Here is a 22,127-nt window from a genome sequence, read left to right on the forward strand (position 1 = left end):
TACGCCAATCACGCCGAGGCCCAGAACGACATCGCCGACTACATCGTCCGCTTCTACAACCCCACGCGGCTGCACTCCACGCTGGGTTATCGCTCACCTGCCGACTACGAGCGCTGCCTTCTGCTGCAGCGCGCTTCCCTACCTATCTGAGTGTCCGGAATGGCTTGACCACGGCACCTGCGTCCCCTCGCCTCCGGCGCTAACTACGCCTTCGTCAAACGGCTTGGTGGCCCCAACGACAAGGGGCGCGACATCGAGGCACGGCTCGTTCCCAACCGCGAGGAGGGACGCTGGGACCTGTACCAGGGGAAGCACTACGAGAGCCCGTTGACACCTACGGACCTCTTTCCCGAGCTTGCCAAATTCTTCAAGCACCTTCTTGCGGAAAGCTACCAGACGCCGCGGCAGTACCTAATTTGCGCGCCGCGGGGCGTCGGCAACGACCTCTTTGACTTGCTTGCTGCGCCCGCGGCGTTCAAGCAGCGGTTTGTCGACGACTGGCGAGCAGGGGTCACCGGGCTCAAGCAGCAGGTGGCTGACCTCACGCTCGAGCAGCTTGCTCTGGTTCAGGCGTTCGACTTCTCGACCATCGTCGATTGCCAGCTGCGCGACATCCTCGAATGGCATGAGTTGGACCGGGCCGCTCACCACGCCTTGTTTGGCATCGTGCCAGAGAGGATGGAAGATCCGGACGCGCCCCCAGTGCCGACGAAGGCAGAAGAGAACTACATCCAGGCGCTGCTGCACGTCTACTGGGAATTCAGCGGCAATACGCTGACCCTTCAGGACTTGATGGAGTCGGCTCAGTTTGCTGAGCACTTTCATGACCAGCGCACCTCCTTCTACTGCGCGGAAGGGCTGAAGACCTTCAGTAGAGACCTGTATGGAGAGCACGAATTTGTGCGCCTCTTAGACATGGTCCATGCCGGTGTTCGTTCCTCCGTGAACAGCCCAAAGCATACCAACGGGCTCGCCCGTCTGGAGGCAGGCTTGACCAACTCGCAGACGCTCAAGGTCAACGACAGCGTCTTGGCGCCTCGACTGAGGCCCGGTGACTTGCCCGGTACTTGCCACCATCTGGCAAATGAAAAGAGGCTCAAGTGGGTCAAGTGAAGCGCCCAGCTGTCGCCGTTTTCAACTCGCCTTTCGAGTTGGGCTTGCGCATGGTCTACCTGCTGCAGGCGATGTCCCCTAGAGGAGCCGACCTGCAGAAGCTGGTGCTTCTGGACTACGCGATCGTCTATTCCGCCGACCTGAACGGTCCAAGTAGCTTGCACACTCCCATCCCGTTCCGTGGGGCAGAGTTGCTGAGTCGACGCGAGTTGATCGAGCGCGGGCTGCATTTAATGAGCACGCGTGGGTTGGTGACGGCATCGTGGGGGACCGATGGCATCACGTACTTCGCCGGCGAGGCAGCCCGCACGATGACGACTTCTCTTACCTCGCAATACATGCGCCAACTTGAGCACCGGTGCCAATGGGCAGCCCGAATCTTTGGGAGCGCAGATTCGAGCGCGCTGACGTCGCAGTTCGCAGTTAGCGGCCATCTGTGGGGCGCTGAAATTGAAGCCGTCGTGCGGCACGGATAGGAACAATGGGCATCATTCTTGGAAAGCTCACCTCGACTGGGCCGGACTTACCAGACGCTGAGATTGAGTTCCACGCCAAACGTCGGGTCATCGTCGGCCCAAGTGACACCGGCAAGTCCTACGTCCGTGGATGCCTCTGGTATCTGCTTGGCGGCGACAAGCCCCCAAAGCCGTTCCCGCTCGCGCGGGGATACCAAGAACTCAGGCTTCGGTTCACGTCCGGAGAGCGCGAGTTCGAGGTTCGTCGCTCGCTGCTAGGTGGCGACGCCGCAGTGTGGGCTCGGCCTCTCGGCATTGAGGATGGGCAGGTCTTCGAGGCGGTGGAAACCGATATTAGCGAGCTGCTCGTGGAGCTGTCCGGAGCGGCCGGCATGCAAATACTCCGCAACCAGAGTGAGCGTGGCCCCGTCACGGGGGACGACGTCCGACATTGGGCGTTGTGGTCGCAAACTCAGATTCCGGCCGAGCACGCGACCAGCGGGCAAGGATTCGGCATCACGAAGCGCATCTCGTCGTTCAACCTGTTCTTGAGCGGAAACGACGACGCGTCGATACAGCTCACAAAGACGAAGTCTGAGGTCGAGCGGATTAAGGGCCAGCTCACCTCAGCGGAAGCTTCCCTTGAGCGTGTCAAGGCAGGTCTTCCTGCTGGCGTCACCCGAAATGAGGTCGCTGATGGCATCGAGAAGGTGGACGCCACACTCGCCGCCATCACGAGCCAGTACGAAGCACGGGCAACCAAACTCAAGGAGCTGCGCAAGGAGATTGCCGACGCGTCGGATGAGCTCAGGACGACAACAAACCAGCGCAACCATGCACAGTCGATGGTTGGCCGGTTTGAGCTGCTCGACCTGAAGTACGCAAATGACCTCTCGCGCCTTGGCGCGACGAGTGAGGGCACCGCGTTCTTTGAGGCTTTGCCAGCTGTCCCGTGCCCGCTGTGCGGCTCCGCTCCGAATAGGGCTGAGCCGCATGACCACGGTCAAACCGAGCCAAAGGACTATCGAGCCGCCATCGCCGCCGAAACCGAAAAGGTTCGGGTTCTGCGCCTTGGCTTGTCCGCTGCGCTTGCGCGCGAGAAGAACCGACACGCGACCCTTCACGCCGCTGCTGAGGTATTGACCAGCAAGCTGAACGTGCTTCAGAACCGCGAGGCGATGGTTGTAGGCGGTGCCCGAATCGAGTTCTCGGCTGACCCAAAGACTCTCGCGGTACGACGTACTGACCTCTCGGCTCAGTTGGCCATCTTTGACGAGCTCGAGCGGCTTGCCGCTGAGATTGCCAGGCTCAAGAAGCTAAAAGTTCGCAAGCGCGTAGACATAAGTCGCGACGGAGGCACGGATGGCCGGGCTGTCGCCGACCACGTCAAGGGGCTTTTGGTGGCCTGGGGCTTCACCGACATCAAGAACATTGCGCTGGACGCGGAGGAATGTGACATCGTCATCAACGATCGGCCGCGGCTGAGCTACGGCGCTGGTCTGCGGTCACTGTACCTGTCTGCGCTTGTCATTGCGTTGATGGAGCACGCCGTCGGTAGCGGATACCCGCATCTGGGCGTTGCCGTCATTGATTCGCCTTTGAAGGCATATGCTGATCCAGAGCAGACGGCATCGCCTGACCTGGCCCTTGGCACGGTGCGTGAGAGGTTCTACAGCTGGCTTTCGACTTGGGCAGGCAATGGCCAGATCGTTGTCCTAGAGAACGAAGCCATCCCTCCGTCCCTCTCGGCATCTCTGGAGCCCATCGTGTTTTCGAAGGTGCCTGGCGCAGGTCGACATGGCTTCTACCCGTATCGCGACGTTCCAGCCGCCGACGTTGAACCTGCTAACAGTTCCGAGAACGCTGGCGACGATGAGGGGCCTTGGGTCGAGGATGACAACGGTTCTTCGAGAAGCGACGAGAAATAGAGGTCGTAGACCGCTATAGAGCGCGGAATTTCGTAAAGCTGCCGGCGGGGATCGGGTCGCAAGCCCCAACTGACCACAACAAGGATCAATCGTTGAGATCCGGTTCGCGGCTACGACACGGCTAATGCCCGCTCTTGTCACTGCAGCAGTCGCATGGGCCGAGCACCGATGAATGTCCGGTGGCGATTGCAGCAGCCGCTCAGGCAGCCGACGGCGAATGACTCCGACCAGTCTTTGCTTGTCTTTCAAAGTCAGCGGCAGATTTGCGGCGCCAGCTGGGGCCGAACTGAGCTGCATCCGCAATCCGCGCTCGGACTGTACCGAAGAAGCAGTCGTTCACTCCTCGAACCCTCGCTGCCTCCACGGATCCGAAGCACTGAGCCGACATGCGAGATCAGCGGTCATTCCACGTCGCTGACTGAGAGGTCTGAGATGCCGTGGTCGCCACACAGGCGACTCTTTCACTTGGGACGCTCATGACCCTGTTCGGGGCCTGCAGTCGCGTCAGGCCTAACCATCAATCTTCGCGTTGTGCCGGTGAACCGCAACGATGCCGGCAATCGCGCTCAGCAGCCAGGTGGCGAGGAAGACCACGGGGATGGCGTCTGGCTCGAACATGCAAAGCGCCAACGCTGCAACGGTCAAACCCAGGCCGGCCTTCCAACCCGCTGAATAGATCAGGCCCAGCGGGCCGAACAGCATGCTCAAGAAGGCCTGCGCGCCGTACGACTTCGTCAGCGCGAGGCGCGTTTGAAGATCATGCTCCTCCTTCGCCACGAGAAGTTGCTGGGCGATTTCGTTCGCGTCGAGCATCTCGAGAAAGTTGCCAACCTCGGACTCGAAGGGTTCGTCGTCGAACGCCCCGGGATTTAGCGCCAGGACTTCGGCCTTGAGGCGCTCGCTCATCGCCGCGCCGCGCAAGCTCTTCGCCTGCGCCAGCGCCTGTGCCTTCAGATGACGCGACCGCGTGAAGTCGGCGTGCTGCAGCCTCGCGTCCCGGAAGTCGACGCCCAACAGGAGCGCCCCCGTGAAATCAGCGCGACCGCAGGAGGCACCCGCAAAGCAGGCCTGCTGCAGGTTGGCCTCGCGGAAGTTCACGCCGGCCACGGTCGAGCCGGCAAAGCTGGCGCTGGGCGCATAGGCGCCGGACAGGTCGACGGTTCGCTTCGTGGCCCACGGTTGAACGTCTCCCCGCAAGTCCAGCCCATCGAAATGGGCGTTGGCCAGAAAGATCGAGGTGATCCTGTTCTTGTTGAGCAGGCGCGCCAGGTACAGGATTCGAACCCCCGCCTCGGCACTCCTCGAGCCGCGCAGGGAATCGATCTCTTCCTGGAACTGGATCGATTCATGATCGCGCTGCGCCCGGCGATTGAGCCAGACGACCACGAAGCCGATGACCAGCAGGTCGAGCAACATCCCATGCGCCTCGACGAGGACACCGGCCAGGAACTGATTGCCCCCGTAGCAGGCGTTGTCGTGGTAACAGGGTCGGCTGATGGCGTAGAGCAGCATCGCGGCGACGACGAGCACCACGACGGCGATGCGCAGCTCCGAGCCGAGCAGCACCTGTCGAAGCGGCCGGCGATGCCCCTTGCCGGATCGATGCTGTCGCCGGTCCTCGATCTTTCCCGGCCCGTACGGGTTTCTCAAGATGGCCTCCTGCCTGGACGATGCGGTCCATCGCCTTCATCATCTCCGCTAAAGCGAGGCGCAGGTGCCGGGCTGTCACTTCGGGGCTCCGCGGCGTCCCTAGACAAAGGTGATGTCGAACACACCCGACAAGCGCCGGATCATGCCGGGCGCGTCGTCTTGCGGCGGCGTGCGCTCCTCCGGTGGCAGGCCGCTCGCCTGCCCCCCGAGCAAGCCCAGGAACAGCTCGCGAAGGCTTGCGCATTCGAACAACGGGTGTTGATCGGGGTGGTCCGGGTGGACACGACCGTTCAGCAGCACTTCGGCCACGACCGCTGCCGTGCACCCGCGGACCGAGGATCCGTCGGCCCCCTTCAGCGCTCTAAGCGTTCCGTCGCCGAGCCACATCGCCTCCTGTGGAAGGAAGACGTCCACCGCCCTGCCCCCCTCGCGCACCCGTTGGCCGGCGATCAACAGGTAGCGGTATTGCCGCATGACGTCGCCCGCTGCGCCGGCGAAGGGTCGGGCGTCGAGGCGTCCCGGGTCGTAGGTCATCTTGCCTTCGGCATCGACCCGCACGGCCAGTCGCGCCCCTATGGGGTTCAAGGCATCGCTGTCGGGCAGCGAGTACATGGGCAGGGCCTCGCTCCACGGGCTGTTCCGGGCGGCCGGGTTGGGGACGTCCAGTCGCCTCGACAACTCCACGAACAGGTTGTAGTGCGGCGGTGTGCCCACCGGGGGGTACACCACGAACGCGCTGGCATTCGCCAACGCTTCGCTGTTGCCCCGATCCAGGCTGAACCCGAAGGGGCCGAAGCAGTCCAGCTCCTGGTCCAGCACCAGGCCGCCCTTGGGATCGACGCTGTGGTCCGGCAAAGGGCCGAGGCGTCGCTCGTTCGGCTCGACGTCCTCGCCGATCTCCTGCTTCACCCTCGCCACCCGAGCGACCAGGCGCTCACCGATGCCATGCTCCCGGAACCACACCTCGTCGAGAACCACGAGGAACGGGCAGCCGTCGCCCTGCGCCTGCGGCCGCGGGCTTTCTCCGCTGGACCGCAGCAGTGGCAGCACCGCCAGGACCTTGGGCGGCTTGATCCGCTGCGCGTCGCCCCTGAACTCCGCGCCAATGCGGCGCGGACCGATGGCGTCCGACTCCGGCGCCGTCAGGACACCGGCGTACCGTGACACGAGCCGCAGGCGGTAATGAAGATAGTCCGCCGCGGTGTAGCCGTCCCGGTTGTCGACGTGCAGCACGATCTCGTCGCTCCAGCGGCGCGGGAAGCGCTTGACGACATCGCTGCGATGGACGAAGCCGCGATCAATGGCCGCCAGCTCGTCGAAGGAGCGCACCAGCTCCGAGTCGGGCTTGTCCCGCAGCGCGGGGTTGACGATCTCCGGCGGAGGGCCGCTGGCCAGCCGGCGCCGCTGCTCGTCCGTGGTGGGTCCGAGAACGAGCGCCTGGGCGGCGGGCAGAGGTAGGTTGCGCCACACCCAGCGATCGCTCGACACCCGCTGCTGATGCACCTGGCGCAGCTTGTCGCGCTCGGAGGCAGACAGCTTGGAGAACGCATACCTCAGCTCAACCTGCTCGCGCTCGTCGGCCTTCAGCACCAGGTCATCCGCTGTCAGCTTCGGCAGCGCCGCGCTGGCGGCCTCGACGAACACGACGCTTTCGGTGAAGGCCCGGTACAAGTTGCCGTCGCCGTCTCGCCACGGGTCCTTGCCCTTTTCAAGCAGGCGGTCCAGGGCCTGTCCGTCCATCCTCTGGAAGTCGGTCGACGAGACGAGCGCCACGAAGCCCAAGCGCACGTGGCTGCCCGGCGCAACGAAAAACGTCAGCTGTGCCGGATCGAAGTGGTCGTGATCCCCGACCGCGACGCGCATGTCGGCGCCTGACGTCCGGGCCAGGACATGCCGCTGCTCGACCTGACCATCGAACGTGAAGCGCAGTCCGATGGCGGACACGGCTGGGTCCAGTGGAAGGCCCACGTCACTCTCCGCCGCACCGGTCGCGAGCTGACGATCGCGCGCCTCGTGCAGCGTGGTCAGCGTCTGGACGAGCACCTTCAGCGCGGCCTGGCGCTGCGCGTCGCTCCAGGTGGTGTCCGGCATGAGCCAGCGCTGCAGCGTGTGCTCGTCCAGGCGCGGCGGCTCGACGCGGAAGCGGGCCTCGCCGACCAGTGGCACGCGCCCCCCACCCAGGCGTCCTTCATGTCGATAGTCATCGCCGGCCGGCGTCAGCAAGATCGCGCAGGGCTTGGTGTTGCCGGCAGGCTCCGGAATCGGGGCCTCTTCCAGGCAGCGCAACGCGATGTCGTCCGGCACCCTCGGCCACGCGCCGTCGAGCGGCAGCAGATTGCAGTCGCCCACCGGCACCCGCCTCAGGAACTGGACCCGGTCCCTCTGCGGGGGGTCGAGCGTGGCGAGCTTGGTGACATCGAAGCTCCAGGGCCGTTCGGGATAGGTCAGTTCCGTCGCCTGCCCGCCCGCCCGGTCGATCACGCCGGCGGCGAACTCGTAGTGGTCGCCATAGCGCAGAGGAATCGCCCGCAGGACCGATACCTGAGCGCTGACCAGCCTGTCGAGCGGTGCCAGCTGCGAGGGTTCATCGGGGGCCTCGACCGCTTCGCGGTGGACCCGCTCGACTGGATTGCGGCACACCAGGTTGGCGCCGCGGTAGCTGAGCTCGCGGTACAGCACGCCATCGACGTACGTCGCTGTCATGCCGAAGATCCGGTCCAGCGCCTTGTGCACGCCGGCGTTGTCGGCCAGCTCGTAGTGCCCCGCCGTCAGCGCCTGCCACGCAATCGCCCCAGCGGTGTCCAGCAGGGCCGGGTTACTGCTGCGCCGCCCGAACAGCTGGATGCCCGCCACGTCGTCGATGCTCGCACCGAGCTGCTGGGCCTCGTGCACCAGCCGGTAGCGCTCGTTGCCCACCATCAGCTCGATCCCTTCATTGGGTGTGCAGGGTCCCGGATCGCGCCGGGCGAACGACGGCAGCAGGCGCTCGACGAGGACCTTGGTCAAGCCGGCGATATCGCCCCTGTCGATCTCGGTCCTGGGCAGCGGTGGGTCGGGCATGGCGCGATCCATCAGCTGCTGCAAGGTCTCGCCCATGGCCACCTGGTACGCCGACCGGATGGCTTCGGCGGGATCGGCATCGCGCAGCAGGGCGTCGAGGATGAGCTGCCGGCGCTGCTTGGAGACGCCGCCGACCGGGACGCCCGTCGTCTCACGCCAGCGCTGCAGGGCGGCAACCACCTCCGCCGAGCTGGCCGACCGCCGCTGATCGACGCCCAGGAGGGTGACGCAGGCCGGCAGCCACTCCTCGACGGACAGCGCGTTCATCGCCGAGGCGGGCGTCAGCGCCGCCTCCAGGCGATCGGCCAGGTCCAGCAGCGAATCGTCGCGGCTGTCGCGGATGCTCATCCAGTGGTTGTCCAGCTCGTCGAGACCGTGCGCCAGCGCCTCGTCGAGCTTGAGCAGCATGCCGTAGGCCAGCACATCGTCGGCCTCGCCGTAACGGTGCTCCATCACCAGGGGCTCGTCAGTCGCATGACTATCCGCGTAGCTGCCGGCACGAATGGTCTGCGGCGCCATGCCGATCCCCACCAAGCCCTCTTTCAGGGTCCAGCGGCCGGTCTCCGCGTCCTGCGTGGCCAGGTATTCGCGAGGCACATGGAAGAGCCAGCATGCCTTCAGCGCAGAAGGGGTGGGGTGCGCGACCGCCGACAGCGAATTCATCAGACCCTGCCAAGACAGGGGCTGGCGCCCGTCGTCGACACTGTCCGGGCGCTTGCCTTCGAATACGAAATCGATCCTCTCCGCCATGGCCTGGGCGCGCCCCACGATCTCGGCCTTCAGGGCGGCGAGGAAGTCCGCGTCTTCAGTCAAGGGAGCATCCACGTCCATCGGGCCAGCGCCGAGCGGGGCACCGGTCTGATCCACCAGGACGAGGCGGGGCAGCGCGTCCGGCCAGGTCGCCCATGGGACCGCTTCGTCGATGAAGGCATGCTTGCCGGCCAGGGTGTCGGGTTGCGTGGCCGCCCCGACGGCCACCCGCAAGGCCATCGGCCATCGAGGGGTCTCGAGCAAGGCGCCGCGCGGACCGGCAATCGACAGAGACAGCGTAACTCTCAGACCGCTCATGTGTGCCCCACTAGATCAACAAGGTCTCGAACTGCCCACGGATGGCCGCGCCGATATCCGGCTTCGCAAGCGTCCCGTAAGCCGGCACGGTGGGCGCTGGCAACGGGCGCCCGGCCGCAGACACCGGCACCGCCTGGTCGGCCGCGCTGGCCATCGGCGCCATCGCGTGGGCCAGCGCCTTGGCGTTATGCTGGCCGCCGCTCTTGCCTTTGCCGGCAAACTCCTTGCGCGCCGATCGATCGACATGCAAGGTGAAGCACCAGCAGATGCGGATGCTGACGCTGAAGGTGCCCTCGCCCACCACGCCGCCGTCGTCGGTGTAGGTGATCCGCAGGATGAGGCGGATGCAGGCGCTGGCGATGCCCATCACCGAGAACTCGCCCCAGATCAGCAGGCCCAGCGAGATGGCGGTGCTGCCCCGGCCGTTCTGCCAGTCGCGGTAGAAGTCGAGTCCGCCCGTGAAGAGGATGCCGGCACTGCCTTGCGCGAAGCCGAAGTTGACAGCCAGGAAAGCCCCCGCGGACATGCCGATCGACACGCGCGTGACGAAGCGCGCTGGCGGGCGGTAGGTCGCATCGATACCGAACCAGCCGCCGCCGCCCAGAAAGAGCACCGCCAGGCCGAACGGCCGGTCCGGCTTGCTCAGCCACAGCCCGGTGCTGATCTCGAAGCCATCGTTGACCATCAGGTCCAGGTGGCTGTTCAGCGTCACCCCGGTCATCGTGAACGCGCCGGTGCCGATGTCCGGCAGCGGCAGGCTGACGGAGGCGCTCACGCCGGCCGGCAGGAGCGGCGTGATGGTGGCTCCGTCGACCCGAGGCATGAGCCAGCGCAGCGCGTCGGTCACGAACTGGAGTTCCGGCGCGAGCTCTATCTGGTTCTTGTCGAAGTCGAACCGGAGTTCGCCGCATTCGTCGAACGACAGCGTGGCCTCGTGGAGCGTGACCATCGGCTTACCGTTGAGCGCAAGCTCGAACGCCGCCTCGAGCGAGGCCGTGGTGCGCTGCTCGCGTGCGCTGCCGGTCAGGCTGATGCTGCTGTCGCCGATGAAATGCGGCTTGAGCAGGCGCAGCTTGACCGGACCCAGGTCGAAGAGCGTGGCGTCGGATTCGAAGTGCTTGTTGATCGACACCTGCGCCCACGCGCGCAGGTGCTCCTTGTCGAAGCCGTGGCGCACCTGCACCCAGCCCGAATTCCTGCGTGCCATCCAGCGGCACGTCCAGGTCCGGCAGCAGGTAGGTCAGCTTCAAGCCGCAGAAGTCCGGGAACAGGTCCCGCACGGCCAGGCCGTCGAGCCGGGGCAACAGCCGGTCGCGGATCCTGTCGAAAGGAAGCTGCGAGCTGAGCGAGTTGAGCGCCTGCGCACCCAGGTCGTTGAAGATCGCGCTGGAGCGCGTTAGCTGCAGCGCGAGCTGGCCTTGCCCGTAGTAGTAGCCCAGCTGGTCGCGGCTGACCTTCAGGGCCTCCGTCACCGGACCGTCGGCCAGCACGCGAAGGGTTTGCAGCGCGGCGTCGGCGTTCTCGTTGGCGATGGCCACGACGCTGCCGACGGCCTGCCGAGCCCAGTCTTCGAGCTGCGTGGCGCCCGCCTGGGCGTACTGCTCGACCACGGTGGCCTGCGCGCGCACCGCGTGCTCCAGGTCACCGATGGTGCCGTCGGCCACCGCCAGTGCCTGGCGAATCGCATCCAGCGGGGCCGTGGCCTTGATGTGGAAGTCCTTCAAGGCGTCCAGGCTGCCCTGCAGAAGCGTGGCCTTGAAGGTGGGAAGCTTGTCCTTGATCGCCGTGGCCAGTCCCGCCGCGGCGCCGCTCATGGCCGTCTCGACCTGGCCGGCCGCGTCCGCCAGCGCCTTCTGGAAGTCCGCGACGATGGAACCTGGGGCGTCGAGCGTCGGCATCAGGTCATTCAGCGTGTCCAGCACGTGTTGTGCCGCGGCTTGGCCTGCCGACTCCCACCACGGGTTGATCTCGTCGAGCATGCTCTGCAGCTGCTCGCGGACACCTTTCAGAAGCGTCTCGACTAGGCCCTTGTCGAGGATCCTCGTCAGCTCGTCGCGCATGCGCTGGAAGTCGGGCGCCTCCTCGTCGAACGGGGGCAGGCTGTCGTTCCAGCGCGCGACCCAGTCCGCGGCAGCCCCGATGCCGGTGTCGACAACGGCACGAAGGGGGGCGTACAGGGTCTCGCCGCCCTCGGCCATCGGCAGGCGGGAAAAGAACTCCCGCAGCGCAGCGTCGGCGTACTGGTCCAGCACGTCGAGCAGGACGCGCAGCTTGGCCGGCAGGGTCCCGATGTCCTCCTGCCACTGCGCGTCCAGCTCGGTGGCGGCGTCGGGATCGTTGGCGTACGCCGCCTCCAGGCGCCCCAGGCTCGAGCGGAACTCGGCCGCCCACTGGACCAGCCGGGCCGTGAAATGTCCCTCCAGGGTGGCCACCAGCTGGCGCAACGCCGCGAGCGCCTGCAGGGGCAAGAAGCCGACCTCGCCCACACGGTTGACCGCCTGCTCCAGCAAGCCGTCCGCCAGCGCCTTGGCCCGTTGACGGGCCGCCTCGACGCCCAGGCCCTCGAGCTGGCGCGGCAGCTGGCTGAACTGGCCGGCCAGGTCCTTGGCCTGCCTCGCGACGGCATTCTGGTACTGCACGAGGCGATCGGCCTGTTTGCCGTCCCACGCCACCTGTGGGGCAGCGTCGACCTTCACCTGCGACGCGGCACCGTGCAGCCGATCGAGCAGCTCCCCCACCTCCCGCTGCAGGTCGGGTTGGGCCTTCAGCGGCGTGTCATCGCCGGCCGCCACGCGCTCGCGCAACGCCGCGCGCAGCTCCGCGAGGCCGTCCAGCAGTTGGCCGTGGGCTGCGCAGAAGGGCGCCGTGGCCTCTCGCAGTCCTTTCAGGGACTGACCCTCGGGAGAACTCGGGTCGGGCTCCGCCTTCAGGGGAGGGTCGCCGGCCGGCAGGCCACGGGCAAGGTTGATGTTGCTGAGGCGGGCCTCCAGTCCGGGGACGTCGCGCCCATGCATGAGGTTGACGGCTTCCTCGGCCGGATTCAGCACCAGCGTGAAATGCGCCATGCCGGGCTCGATGGCACAGGCGTCCGGCTGACGATCGCGTGAGCTGAAGCTGCTCGTGAAGGGCAGCGGCGGCGGTGCCGGCGGCGGCAGCAGGGGATAGTCCACGTCCGGCCAGGCCGGCCAGGCGTCGCTGTCCCCCCCGTCGAGGTCACGCGTGCTGGTGAAGAACACGAGTCGCTCCGTGCTGAGGATCCGCTGGCCGATCGAGCCCCCGCCCTTGCCGGGGGCGCGCGCGAGGTCAAGGAAGACCTGCGGGTCGGGAAAGAAGGCCTCCTTGCCTGGCGGGATGGGGCCCCGAAGGGCGATCACGAAGCCATCGCGGATATCGCGTCCCCAGTCGGAGCGCACCGGAATCGCCACGGTGGCGAACACGCTCTGGAGCAAAGGGCCGGTCATCGACGCCGCGGCACTGCTGTCCGGATAGCGCCGGCGCGGCTCGGTGATCTCGACATATTCGCGCACCTTGCGCAGAGCCGCCAGGCCGGGAAAGGGCGGCTGGCCCTCGAACGAGTCCTGAAGGTCGTCCGAGTCGGTCTCGTCGTAGCGTGGTGCGCGCCGGGTCGTCCTTTCGTAGACGATCACATGGCGGGCCTTGTTCCAGAGCATCGCGATGCGCCCGACCCGGATGAGGGTCAACGAGTCCAGGCGGCCTTGGCGCGACGTGGTGATGATGAGCGTCTTGCCGTTGTTGAACGCCGCGGTCTGTCCACCCTCCCCGCCCAGGCTGCCGAACACGAGCCCTTCTACCGACCCGGCGCTCGATTGCGGCTTGCCAATCATCTCGCCGTAGACGTTCAAGGACTGGAAAGGCCAGTCCACCCCGCCTCGCAGGGGCTCGCGCGGGCCGAACAGCGCGCCGGGGGTGGTCAGGGGAGCAGGATCGCCGATCGAGAACGGGTTGGCCGTGTCGCGTGACGGGCGAAGGCGGTACGTGACGCCTTGATCGATCGCCAGGCGGCCTCGCGAGCCGATGTCCCGGTACGCACGCCACCACGACGGGCGGTGCCACAACCAGCTCAACCAGGCCGCGGCGCTGTTCGCGTAGTCCTCCTTGGTCTTCGAGGCGTTCGGTTGGCCCTGCCCAACGGTCTGGCGCGCACACAGGCGCTGCAACTCGTCCGCCAGCGGCGCGCGCCCGATGAAGCCATCGAGCTCGGCGAGGCGCAGGCCCGGCGACACCAACCGGGCCGACATCCCGTAGAGCAGCTCGAAGTCCGCCGACATCAGCTGCACACCGGTGGCGCCCAGGCGGCGTCCGAGCAGCCGCCGCACCGACCAGGGCGCCTCGGACCGCGCCATGTCGACATCGGTACGGTCGACTTCCAGCCGGGCCGGTGGGGTGAGCCGGAAGTCGAACAACTCGCGGTCGCGCGGCACGCGGGTGCGCACGCCGTCGCGCTCGAGGTGCAGGTAGCCCTTCACCATTTCCTCACCAATGCCTTGCGGCGGCAGCGTGGCCGTCATCTGGCCCTTGTTCGAGGCGAAGCGCCATTCAGGAGCCTGGTCGGCGTCGTCGATGTACTCCGCGAGCAGTTCGTCGCCGAACTGATGCTCGGAGGTCTCGACGCGGGCAACCGTCAGCGGACTCCGGTCGATCACCACCACATCGGTCCGGCGCACGTCCTCCTCTTTCAGACGCACCGCGAAGCGGAGCTGACGGCTGCGCTTCTCATTGGCATGCTCCTCGGCCAGAAGCAGCACCGGCTGCCGCTCGCCCAGGTCGACGGTCCAGGGGCGTTCGCGCTGGACGAAGGCCGCCATCGTCTCGAAACCCAGTTCGGGATCGACGCTGAGCGGCCGGTAGTGCGCAGCATCGAAATCGAGGACCAGGTCGGAGGACAGCGGTGAGCGTCGAAACGGGTCGCCTTCGTGCGTGAGGCCGAAGGAGAACGAGCCGTGCTGGAAGCCGGCGATGGACATCAGCACCGCGTCGACGCCCAGCTCGCAGGAGACCGCGCCGGCCGGTTCGAGGTCCCACGACAAAAGCAGATTCCCCTTGTCGCGCACGTCCTGCGCCCGGGCCGACAGGACCATCGGGCACCCATCGATGTCCAGCGCGCCACCACAGTGCAGCTCCACCGGCTGTCCCGCCTGCACGAGGCGGATGCCGACTAGGCGCGTGTCGACCAGCTGCTGATCGGTGTCGGCCCGCAGCGCGAAGTCGAGCAGCACGCGGCCGGACGTCCTGAGCCACGTCGGGATCAGGCTCAGCCGGCTGCGCGAGCGCACCGTCGCGAGACCCAGCGCGTGGGTCTCGAGCAGCGCCTGGCTCAGGCTCTCCAGCGTGAATGCATCCGGACGCTGGGCATCCGCCTGCCCGAACAGGTCGCTCCATTCGAGCGACCACCCATCGCGACGATCCGCCTGCGTGCAGCGCAGCGCCATCCCCATCGCGCCCATCGCCGCCCGGGCCCGGTTGCCGAGGTCCAGGCGCAGCGCATAGCCACTCACGGCGGCGCTGCGCACGAACGTTGGACTGGCAAGGAACTGCGTGCACACCTCGGCCGGCGAGACGCTGGTGTCCAAGACGAAGGCGAATGAATAGTCGTTCGACGTCCTGCCGTTGAGCGTCGTCGGGATGTCGATCAGGTTGTCCTTGCCACCCGGCGCGGCCTCGGTAGCGCTCAGCAGGCCATTGTCCCGACTGGGCTCCTTGCCGAACTCGTAGACCCAGCGATCGTCGACGTCCGTGAACCAACCGGGCTTGCTGCGCACGAGCCCTCCGCTGTCGGCGACCAGGTACCCGCATCGCCGCAGCCCCGTGCCGGACAGCACCATGTCGCCGTGTTCGTCGATCTTCAGCAGGAGCAGCACCCAGATCCCGCGCTGGCGCGGGCTCAGCGGCGAGCTCACGTGGAACTTCAGCTCGAACCAGCCCACGCCGGAAAGATGTCGCGACGCTGGCAGGTCGCCACGTGCTGTGGCTTCCGGCGGAAAGTCCTCCGGCAAGCCGGCGGGGCCGGGCGTGCGGCGGTCGAAGCGCCACCGGATCGACGTCTCGCCATGGAACAGGCGGACCTCGTGGAAGCCCGTCGCCAGGAAGTCGTGCCCGACTTCCTGGGTCGGGATGTCGGTGTCCGAGTGCAGCTCGATGTACTGCGAAGCCTTCTCGGTCTTGATCGTGATGGACGTCATGGGGGTGGCCACCTTGTCATTGCCGGTTCTGCAGAGATGCCGTCGAAGGCGGGATTGGCCACCCACACCTGGTCGTCAGGCGTGATGGCCGCGGCCCCGCTCTGGGTCAGTTCGATGCCGGGGACAGCCTCGTCCTGCCACAGGTACCGCTGGCGCCCCATGGCAAAGGCTCCATGACATGCGCGCCCCCACAGCTGCACGATCTGCTGCGGGTAGGCCGCGCAGATCGCATGCAGGTCCTGCCCGACCGAAAGCGCGGCGACGCTGCCGAGGAAGGTCTCCGAGACGAACTGTTGATGGGCGTCCTGCGGCAGCCGCACGTTGCCGTACCAGCCGAGCACGATCGGCTTCGCGCCGACCGCGCGCAGCCAATCGAGCCAGCGCGGCGCACTGCCGGGCAAGGACTGGTAGGGAATGCCGAAGCCCGTGAACAGCATCAGCATGTCGCACGCACCCAGCGCACTGCGGACCTCCGTGATGTCGACGACCCGGTCGTTGCGGCTCGTGCCACGGTTGCGCTGTCGCAGTACCAGGAGGCGGTCGTCGGCCGTCAGGCGGATGCCCGCGTAGTAGCGTTTCGACCGTCCGACCACGAACGGGTCGCCCGGCGCCTGAAGCAAGGGCGTGGACTGCCCCAGGATGGCGAGCAGGCTCACGGGCGCCCTGCAGACCAGGTGGCTCGCCAGCACCAGCAAAGGCGCCTTGGGAGTGACCAGGGCTTCACCAGGCGGGCCCACGAGACCACGGAAGCTCACACTCCGGCCCAGGTCATCCTCGATCGCAACCACTCCCGTCTGCCGCGGCCACAAGCCGGCATCCATCAACTGCACCGCCGGCTCGCCGAGATGCAGTGCCATCGCCCCTGCGGCGAGGGCGAGCTGCTCCTGCTTCTGTTCGGGCTCGAAGCTCAGCGCCGCAAAGCAGGCAATGCCGGCGCCGGCGGCATCAACTTCGATGCCCCAACCGTCGAGCCTGAAGTACTTGTCGGTGCCCACCTCGCCGAACCCGCGCGCGATCGTGCCCTTGCGCTGCCGGATGATGCGTTCGAAGTCCGGCCGCGAGTCGGCGAGGACCTCGGTGATCACCTCCAGCTTCCGGGTCAGCGACGCATGAGGGTCCTGGGCGATGAGATCGGTCAGGCCTTGCTTCGCCAGCGCGTCCTCGTCGTCGGTCAGGTGGCCATTGTTGACGTGCAGGTCAAAGAAGAACTGAAGGGTCCTCTCGCCATGCATGTCGAAGGCCGCGGCATACGCATCCGCATCCTTGACGGCATCGTCGAAGTACTTCGTCCTCGCGCGGGCACGCTGCTCATCCTGAACGGCGTCATACTCGCCCAGGTTCGCGAAGGACTGCTGCCAAGGCGCGAGCAATTTGAGCCCTCCGGTGTCAGGATCCGAGACCTCCTGCCCAAAGGCCTGCAGCGATGCGGCCGGGAGCGCGAGCTTGGCGCGGAGGGTTTCTGCCCGCTCCTCCCCGAAGGCCTCGAGCACCAGGTCCTCATGGGATGCGAACAGGGAAGTCAGGAGGCCGTGCAACGAGCCCTTGCGGGGATGGGCGGTTCGACCGCCCTCGATGAGCGCGAAGCCGATGATTCCCCAAGTGATCCCGGCTCTGTCCTGGTTGCCGGCCGCCAGTTTGTAGCCGTGGCCTTCAAAGCCCGCGACCAGGCCCAGCGCGCGTTCGAACATGTCCGGCCACTCGGTCTCGGTGATCGCCTTCCACAGGTCAGGGTCGACCATCCCGGTGACGGGCAGCCCGAGCGCCCGCTGTCGTTCCTGGACCGCGAGCTGCAGGGTCGGGCCGAATACGCCATCGACATCCGACTCGTCGAAGCCGAGGGCCACTTGAAGCTTTTCGATCGACCCGCCTTCGGACCCTCTGGCAAATGCCGTCGCCATGCCTGCACCCTCCCCTGAAGGACGTCGCTGCTGTGCGCAGGCAATCTATCGAAGAACGTGACCCGTCTCAATCCGTGACCGAGGGTTTCCTGAGCGCGAGTCCTCAATGTTGGGGATGCCCCTGCCGAGGGCGCCCGCACGACGCTTCGTGCTGGACGGCGAGGGCAGCCAGGGCAGACTGGCTGTCCTGCGACCAAAAGCGCGAAAGGTGCGATCGGCAATCAAGGAACCTCGGATGTCCGTGGACAGCCTGGGCAAGCGTTTCGCAAGGAAGCATGGGCGGCCGCAAATCAGTCTCGAGCGTGCATTAGCGTCCTGCGTGGCCCGCTTTGCAGCGTTGTGGAAAGCTCTCCATAACGCTGCCTATGCGCAGTTCACAACTATGCTCATCTGGTCGGCCGACATGAGCGTCGCACTTATGCCGGCCGAGGATCGTGGCAGTCGAAAGAAGGAGCAGTGATGCCCATGGCGGTCGCCATAGGTGGAACCGCCAGTGCATGTGGCCAGGGAAACTACGTCCAGTTCCTCGCGAACCGGCTCACTCGAACGGCGCGCCGAACCTCGATGAACGGCGTCATCGCCAGGCGCACTGCGCAAAGTTGCGAACTTCGCATAGGCAGCGTGTCCGGTCGGTCGCCCGTCAACGCGCTAGTCACGGTCACCGCCACCTTCCGGACGCTGGCCTATGCGACCGATCATCGCGTCACTGGCCGGTCCCGGAGGTACTGCTGACGTTCAACCGATGAGGCGCGCCGTCACGAGTCGTTGGCCGGTCGAATGGCAGCTTCCCCAGGCTACCGATTCACGCACCCGACCCAATCCCGTCCTCCGAGCTTCTCCGAAGCTACCCGACGCTTGGACCGACCTCTCTCGGGCTTTCGCCTCCGCGAAGCAGCCGTTCGTGGCCACCTGCAGCCGGCCATCAGCGGCCGTAGACGCTTTGGCTCCTTCCAGCCGTTCGACCGGGCGTGCCTGGAAGTTCATCGATCTCAAGCGAACGCATTGCCGAGGCCCAATGCGCTTGGCCGCCAGGGTATGCCCGAAGAGCGTTCCGTCATGGTTCGGTGGCGCGAAGCTCGTCGTGCAACCAGTCGACCAACTTGATCACGTCGGCGCGACGGCTGAGGTGCGGTGCGATCCAGATCGCCAGCCGGTTGGGGCCGCGGACGAAGCCCAGCGGCGCCACGAGCGTGCCGCTGGTCAAGTCGTCCCGCACCAGCATGCGCGGCACATTGGCCAGCCCCAGCCCGCAACGGGCCCCTTGGATCAGCAGGTAGAAGTGGTCGAAGGACTCGACGACCGACAGGGACATGTCCTGATGACCGCTGCACTGGGCCCAATCATCCCAGGCGCTAGTCCGGGTGCGCGACACCATGAGGCGGACGCGCGCGAGATCGTCCACCGTCTCGATGCGATGCTGCCGCAGGTACTCCGGCGAGCACACCGGGCCGACCCACTCCGGCGCCACGTCGTCCCGCACGACATCCTTCGGCGCCTCGATCGACGACAGGCGGATCGCGACGCTGACGTTGTCGCGAGCGAAGTCGACCGGGCCGTGGCTCATGTTGAAGCGAAGCTCGACCTCCGGGTAGGCGTCCTTGAAACGGTTAAGCCGTGGCAGAAGCCAGTACATCATGATCGACTCGGAACAGGCCAAGGTCAGCGGCCCTGGCTTCAACTGTTCGACGCTCGACTGAATCAGGCTGAAGGCGGTGGATAGCCCATCGGCCAGGCGTTGCCCCTCGGCCGTCGGCGATGCCCCTTGCGCAGTGCGCTTGAGCAGCGGCAGTCCAACCGTGTCTTCGAGCATGCGGATGTGTCGGCTTACGGCGCCGTGCGTGACGGACAGTTCCTCAGCCGCCGCGCTGAAGCTGCGCAGGCGCGCCGTCGCCTCGAAGGCGCGCAAGGCATTCAGCGAGAGGCGAAGCGGCGAGGTCATGCATGTCTCCCGAGTCCGGGTCAACCCGAATGCCATGTGAGGTTTCATCACAGTGCGCAGAGATCATATCGTTTGCCCGCCTCGGAGGTTACGCCTAATCTTGCGGCCAGGTCAGACGGAATCTCACAGCCCCATGAACAACCCAGCCAGCCGCCCCGAGTTCACCGCTCGCTACTTCGTCGAAAGCTCCGTCGCTCCCGAAAAGATCGCGCAGGTGATCGCCGGCGAACAGTCCAGCGGCACCTTCCTCTCGCTGCCCGGCGAGACCGATGAACTGAAGGAGCGCTCCCGCGCTCGGGTCGTCGGCATCAAGCCGCTCGCGCCCGCGCTTCAGCCAACACTGCCGAGCGCCTATGTCGATCGGCATCCACACGGCGGCGTGTTTCACCGTGCCGAGATCGAGATCGCGTTCCCGGTCGCCAACGTCGGCGCCAATCTCTCCAGCCTGTTGGCCACCGCGGCGGGCAATCTGTACGAACTCGGCGAGGTCACCGGCCTGCGCCTGCTGGACCTCGACCTGCCGCCCGACTATGCGGCCCAGTTCGACGGCCCGGCCTTCGGGATTCCGGGCACGCGGCGGCTGGCCGGCGTCGAGGGCCGGCCGATTGTCGGCACGATCATCAAGCCGAGCATCGGCCTTTCGCCGGACCAGACCGCAGAGTTGGTCGACAACCTCTGCGCCGCCGGCATCGACTTCATCAAGGACGATGAACTGATGGCCGACCCGCCGTACGCGCCGTTCGACGAGCGCCTGCGGGCCGTGATGCCGGTGTTGCACCGCCATGCCGACCGTCTAGGCCGCATGCCGATGTACGCCATCAACATCTCGGGCTCGGTCGACGAGATGCTGCGCCGTCACGACGCTGTGCATGCTGCGGGTGGCACGTGCGTGATGGTCAGCATCAACTGGGTCGGTTTCTCGGCGGTCGAGCACCTGCGCCGCCACGCGCTGCTGCCGATCCATGGCCACCGCAACGGCTGGGGCGCTTTCACGCGCCATCCCGGACTCGGATTCTCCTTCGAGGCCTACCAGAAGCTGTGGCGCCTGGCCGGCGTGGATCACCTGCACTGCAACGGCATCCGCAGCAAGTTCTGGGAGCCGGACGACTCGGTGATCGCCTCTGCGAAGGCTTGCCTGGCGCCCTGGGCGGGACTGCAGCCGCTGATGCCGGTGTTCTCGTCTGGTCAATGGGCCGGCCTGGCGCCCAACTTGTACGGCGCGCTCGGCGCGGTGGACCTGATGCACCTCGCGGGCGGCGGAATCATCGGCCACCCCGACGGCATCGCGGCCGGCATGGCCAGCATGCGCGAAGGCTGGGAGGCGGCGGTGGCCGGCGTGAGCCTGGACCGCTACGCCGAATCGCACCCAGCGTTGCAGCGCGCGCTGGTTCATTTCGCAAACCTGTAGGAGCCGGTATGAAGCTCGCCTTCTACGGTGACGATTTCACCGGGTCCACCGATGCGCTCGAAGTGCTGGCCTTCGCCGGCCTGAACTGCGCGCTGTTCCTCGACGTGCCCGACGAACAGACGCTGCGTGAATTCGGACCGTTCGACGCGATCGGCGTGGCGGGCGCGAGCCGCGCGATGTCGCCGGCCGAGATGGATGCCCAGCTCGTACCGGTGCTTGCCGCGATGTCCCGCCTGCCCGTGCCGCTGGTGCACTACAAGGTCTGCTCGACCTTCGACAGTTCACCGAGCATCGGCAGCATCGGGCGGGTGATGGACTTGTCGCGCACGGCCTTCGGCGACAGCGCGATTCCGATCGTGGCGGCAACCTCCGCGCTCGGCCGCTACTGCGCCTTCGGCAACCTGTTCGCGCGCTCCGGTACCGACGACCGCGTGCACCGCATCGACCGCCACCCGATCATGAGCGTGCACCCGGTAACGCCGATGCACGAGGCGGATCTCGCACGCCACCTCAGCGCACAGACCGCGATGCCGATCACCGGCTTCACGCTGCCGCAGTTCGCACTTGACCGCGCAGCGATGGCCGGCGAGTTGCAGCGCCTGGTCGACGCCACGTCGGGCGGTGCGGTGCTGGTGGACGGCACCACGACCGAGCACCTCACTGAGACCGGCCGTCTGCTCGATGGGCTCGCGGGCCGCACGCGAAGCCGCCAGACGCCCTTGTTCTGCGTTGGTGGTTCCGGTCTCGAGTACGCGCTGACGCAGTGGTGGCGCGAGACCGGCGTCCTGCCGGACGTTCCGACCACGCACGAGCGCTTTGACGGTGCGCCGCAGGTGCTGGCCGTCTCCGGCAGCGCTTCGCCGCTGAGCGCCCTGCAGATTGACGCCGCGCTGGCTGCCGGGTTTGTGGACATTCCCGTTGACGCGGCGGCTCTCGTCGCCACGAGCGACCCGGCTTCGGAGCTCGCCCGTCTCGCCGAACAAGCCCTGCAAGCGCTGCGCGCCGGCAACAGCGTGATGCTGCACAGCGCGCGCGGCCCGAACGACCCACGCATCAAAGCGATGTTGTCGGCCCTCGCGGGGCAAGGGATGAGCCAGGAGCAGGCCCGCCACGAAGGCGGCCGCCTGCTGGGGCACCGCTTCGGCGACCTCGTCGATGCGTTGCTGCGCGCCCATCCCCTGCAGCGCCTGCTGCTGTCCGGCGGCGACACCTCCAGCCACGTCACGCAGCGTCTGGCCCCGCAGGCTCTGCGCGTGGTGGCACGTCTGGCGCCAGGCGCGCCGCTGTGCCGCGCCATCTCCCGCGAGCCGCATCTGGCACGGCTCGAGATCGCGCTCAAGGGCGGCCAGATGGGCCAGCCCGACTACTTCGTCAAGGCGCTGCGTGGCACGGCCGACGTGCGCTGATC

12 protein-coding genes are annotated in these 22,127 nt (G+C 66.7%); 7 read left to right on the forward strand and 5 right to left on the reverse strand.

Annotated features, from left to right (window positions below; genetic code table 11):
• The 4 genes from ACS5PM_RS19650 to ACS5PM_RS19665 all read left to right on the forward strand — a co-directional run.
• Positions 1–150 (forward strand): IS3 family transposase (locus ACS5PM_RS19650; RefSeq protein WP_439389740.1); only part of this gene is annotated, 150 nt, incomplete at its 5' end.
• Between the two features lie 177 nt (positions 151–327).
• Positions 328–1,113 carry an ABC-three component system protein gene (locus ACS5PM_RS19655; RefSeq protein ID WP_439389378.1) on the forward strand — a complete coding sequence of 262 codons (786 nt, stop codon included), beginning with the start codon at positions 328–330 and terminating at the stop codon, positions 1,111–1,113.
• Positions 1,110–1,589: an ABC-three component system middle component 2 gene (locus ACS5PM_RS19660; protein WP_439389741.1), complete on the forward strand. Its 480-nt coding sequence runs from the start codon at positions 1,110–1,112 to the stop codon at positions 1,587–1,589. Before ACS5PM_RS19655 ends, ACS5PM_RS19660 begins: the two co-directional genes overlap by 4 nt.
• 5 nt (positions 1,590–1,594) lie before the next feature.
• The gene (locus ACS5PM_RS19665; RefSeq protein ID WP_439389379.1) at positions 1,595–3,496 is read left to right on the forward strand and encodes a hypothetical protein; all 1,902 of its coding nucleotides are present in this window, start codon (positions 1,595–1,597) and stop codon (positions 3,494–3,496) included.
• Between the two features lie 510 nt (positions 3,497–4,006).
• On the opposite strand, the gene ACS5PM_RS19670 is transcribed toward ACS5PM_RS19665, so the two are convergent.
• The 4 genes from ACS5PM_RS19670 to ACS5PM_RS19685 all read right to left on the reverse strand — a co-directional run bounded on the left by ACS5PM_RS19670 (position 4,007) and on the right by ACS5PM_RS19685 (position 17,372).
• Positions 4,007–5,062 (reverse strand): pentapeptide repeat-containing protein, encoded by a 1,056-nt coding sequence (locus ACS5PM_RS19670; protein WP_439389380.1) that lies wholly within the window; start codon positions 5,060–5,062, stop codon positions 4,007–4,009.
• Between the two features lie 183 nt (positions 5,063–5,245).
• Positions 5,246–9,274: a hypothetical protein gene (locus ACS5PM_RS19675; RefSeq protein ID WP_439389381.1), complete on the reverse strand. Its 4,029-nt coding sequence runs from the start codon at positions 9,272–9,274 to the stop codon at positions 5,246–5,248.
• A gap of 953 nt (positions 9,275–10,227) precedes the next feature.
• On the reverse strand, positions 10,228–15,474 hold the full coding sequence (locus ACS5PM_RS19680) for a hypothetical protein (protein ID WP_439389382.1): 5,247 nt from the start codon (positions 15,472–15,474) through the stop codon (positions 10,228–10,230).
• Complete coding sequence (locus tag ACS5PM_RS19685) at positions 15,471–17,372, reverse strand: peptidoglycan-binding domain-containing protein (RefSeq protein WP_439389383.1); 1,902 nt, start codon at positions 17,370–17,372, stop codon at positions 15,471–15,473. Before ACS5PM_RS19685 ends, ACS5PM_RS19680 begins: the two co-directional genes overlap by 4 nt.
• A gap of 235 nt (positions 17,373–17,607) precedes the next feature.
• Between ACS5PM_RS19685 and ACS5PM_RS19690 the strand changes: the two genes are divergently transcribed.
• Entirely contained in the window at positions 17,608–17,832 is a 225-nt protein-coding gene (locus ACS5PM_RS19690; protein WP_439389384.1) for a hypothetical protein, read from the forward strand.
• A gap of 594 nt (positions 17,833–18,426) precedes the next feature.
• On the opposite strand, the gene ACS5PM_RS19695 is transcribed toward ACS5PM_RS19690, so the two are convergent.
• Positions 18,427–19,311, reverse strand: coding sequence for a LysR substrate-binding domain-containing protein (locus tag ACS5PM_RS19695; protein WP_439389385.1), 885 nt, complete (start codon positions 19,309–19,311; stop codon positions 18,427–18,429).
• Positions 19,312–19,444: 133 nt separating this feature from the next.
• On the opposite strand from ACS5PM_RS19695, the gene ACS5PM_RS19700 reads away from it, so the two are divergent.
• Positions 19,445–20,719, forward strand: coding sequence for a ribulose-bisphosphate carboxylase large subunit family protein (locus ACS5PM_RS19700; protein WP_439389386.1), 1,275 nt, complete (start codon positions 19,445–19,447; stop codon positions 20,717–20,719).
• A gap of 8 nt (positions 20,720–20,727) precedes the next feature.
• The gene (locus ACS5PM_RS19705; RefSeq protein ID WP_439389387.1) at positions 20,728–22,125 is read left to right on the forward strand and encodes a four-carbon acid sugar kinase family protein; all 1,398 of its coding nucleotides are present in this window, start codon (positions 20,728–20,730) and stop codon (positions 22,123–22,125) included.
• The last annotated feature ends 2 nt before the right edge of the window (positions 22,126–22,127 follow it).

This window comes from Ideonella flava (assembly GCF_051857595.1).
GTDB lineage: Bacteria > Pseudomonadota > Gammaproteobacteria > Burkholderiales > Burkholderiaceae_C > Ideonella.

Excerpts from the sequence above, each read along its gene's own strand:
- ACS5PM_RS19665 (WP_439389379.1), top strand. The coding sequence starts at position 1,595 with ATGGGCATCATTCTTGGAAAGCTCACCTCGACTGGGCCGGACTTACCA.
- ACS5PM_RS19675 (WP_439389381.1), bottom strand. The coding sequence starts at position 9,274 with ATGAGCGGTCTGAGAGTTACGCTGTCTCTGTCGATTGCCGGTCCGCGC.
- ACS5PM_RS19680 (WP_439389382.1), bottom strand. The coding sequence starts at position 15,474 with ATGACGTCCATCACGATCAAGACCGAGAAGGCTTCGCAGTACATCGAG.
- ACS5PM_RS19685 (WP_439389383.1), bottom strand. The coding sequence starts at position 17,372 with ATGGCGACGGCATTTGCCAGAGGGTCCGAAGGCGGGTCGATCGAAAAG.
- ACS5PM_RS19690 (WP_439389384.1), top strand. The coding sequence starts at position 17,608 with ATGTCCGTGGACAGCCTGGGCAAGCGTTTCGCAAGGAAGCATGGGCGG.
- ACS5PM_RS19695 (WP_439389385.1), bottom strand. The coding sequence starts at position 19,311 with ATGACCTCGCCGCTTCGCCTCTCGCTGAATGCCTTGCGCGCCTTCGAG.
- ACS5PM_RS19700 (WP_439389386.1), top strand. The coding sequence starts at position 19,445 with ATGAACAACCCAGCCAGCCGCCCCGAGTTCACCGCTCGCTACTTCGTC.
- ACS5PM_RS19705 (WP_439389387.1), top strand. The coding sequence starts at position 20,728 with ATGAAGCTCGCCTTCTACGGTGACGATTTCACCGGGTCCACCGATGCG.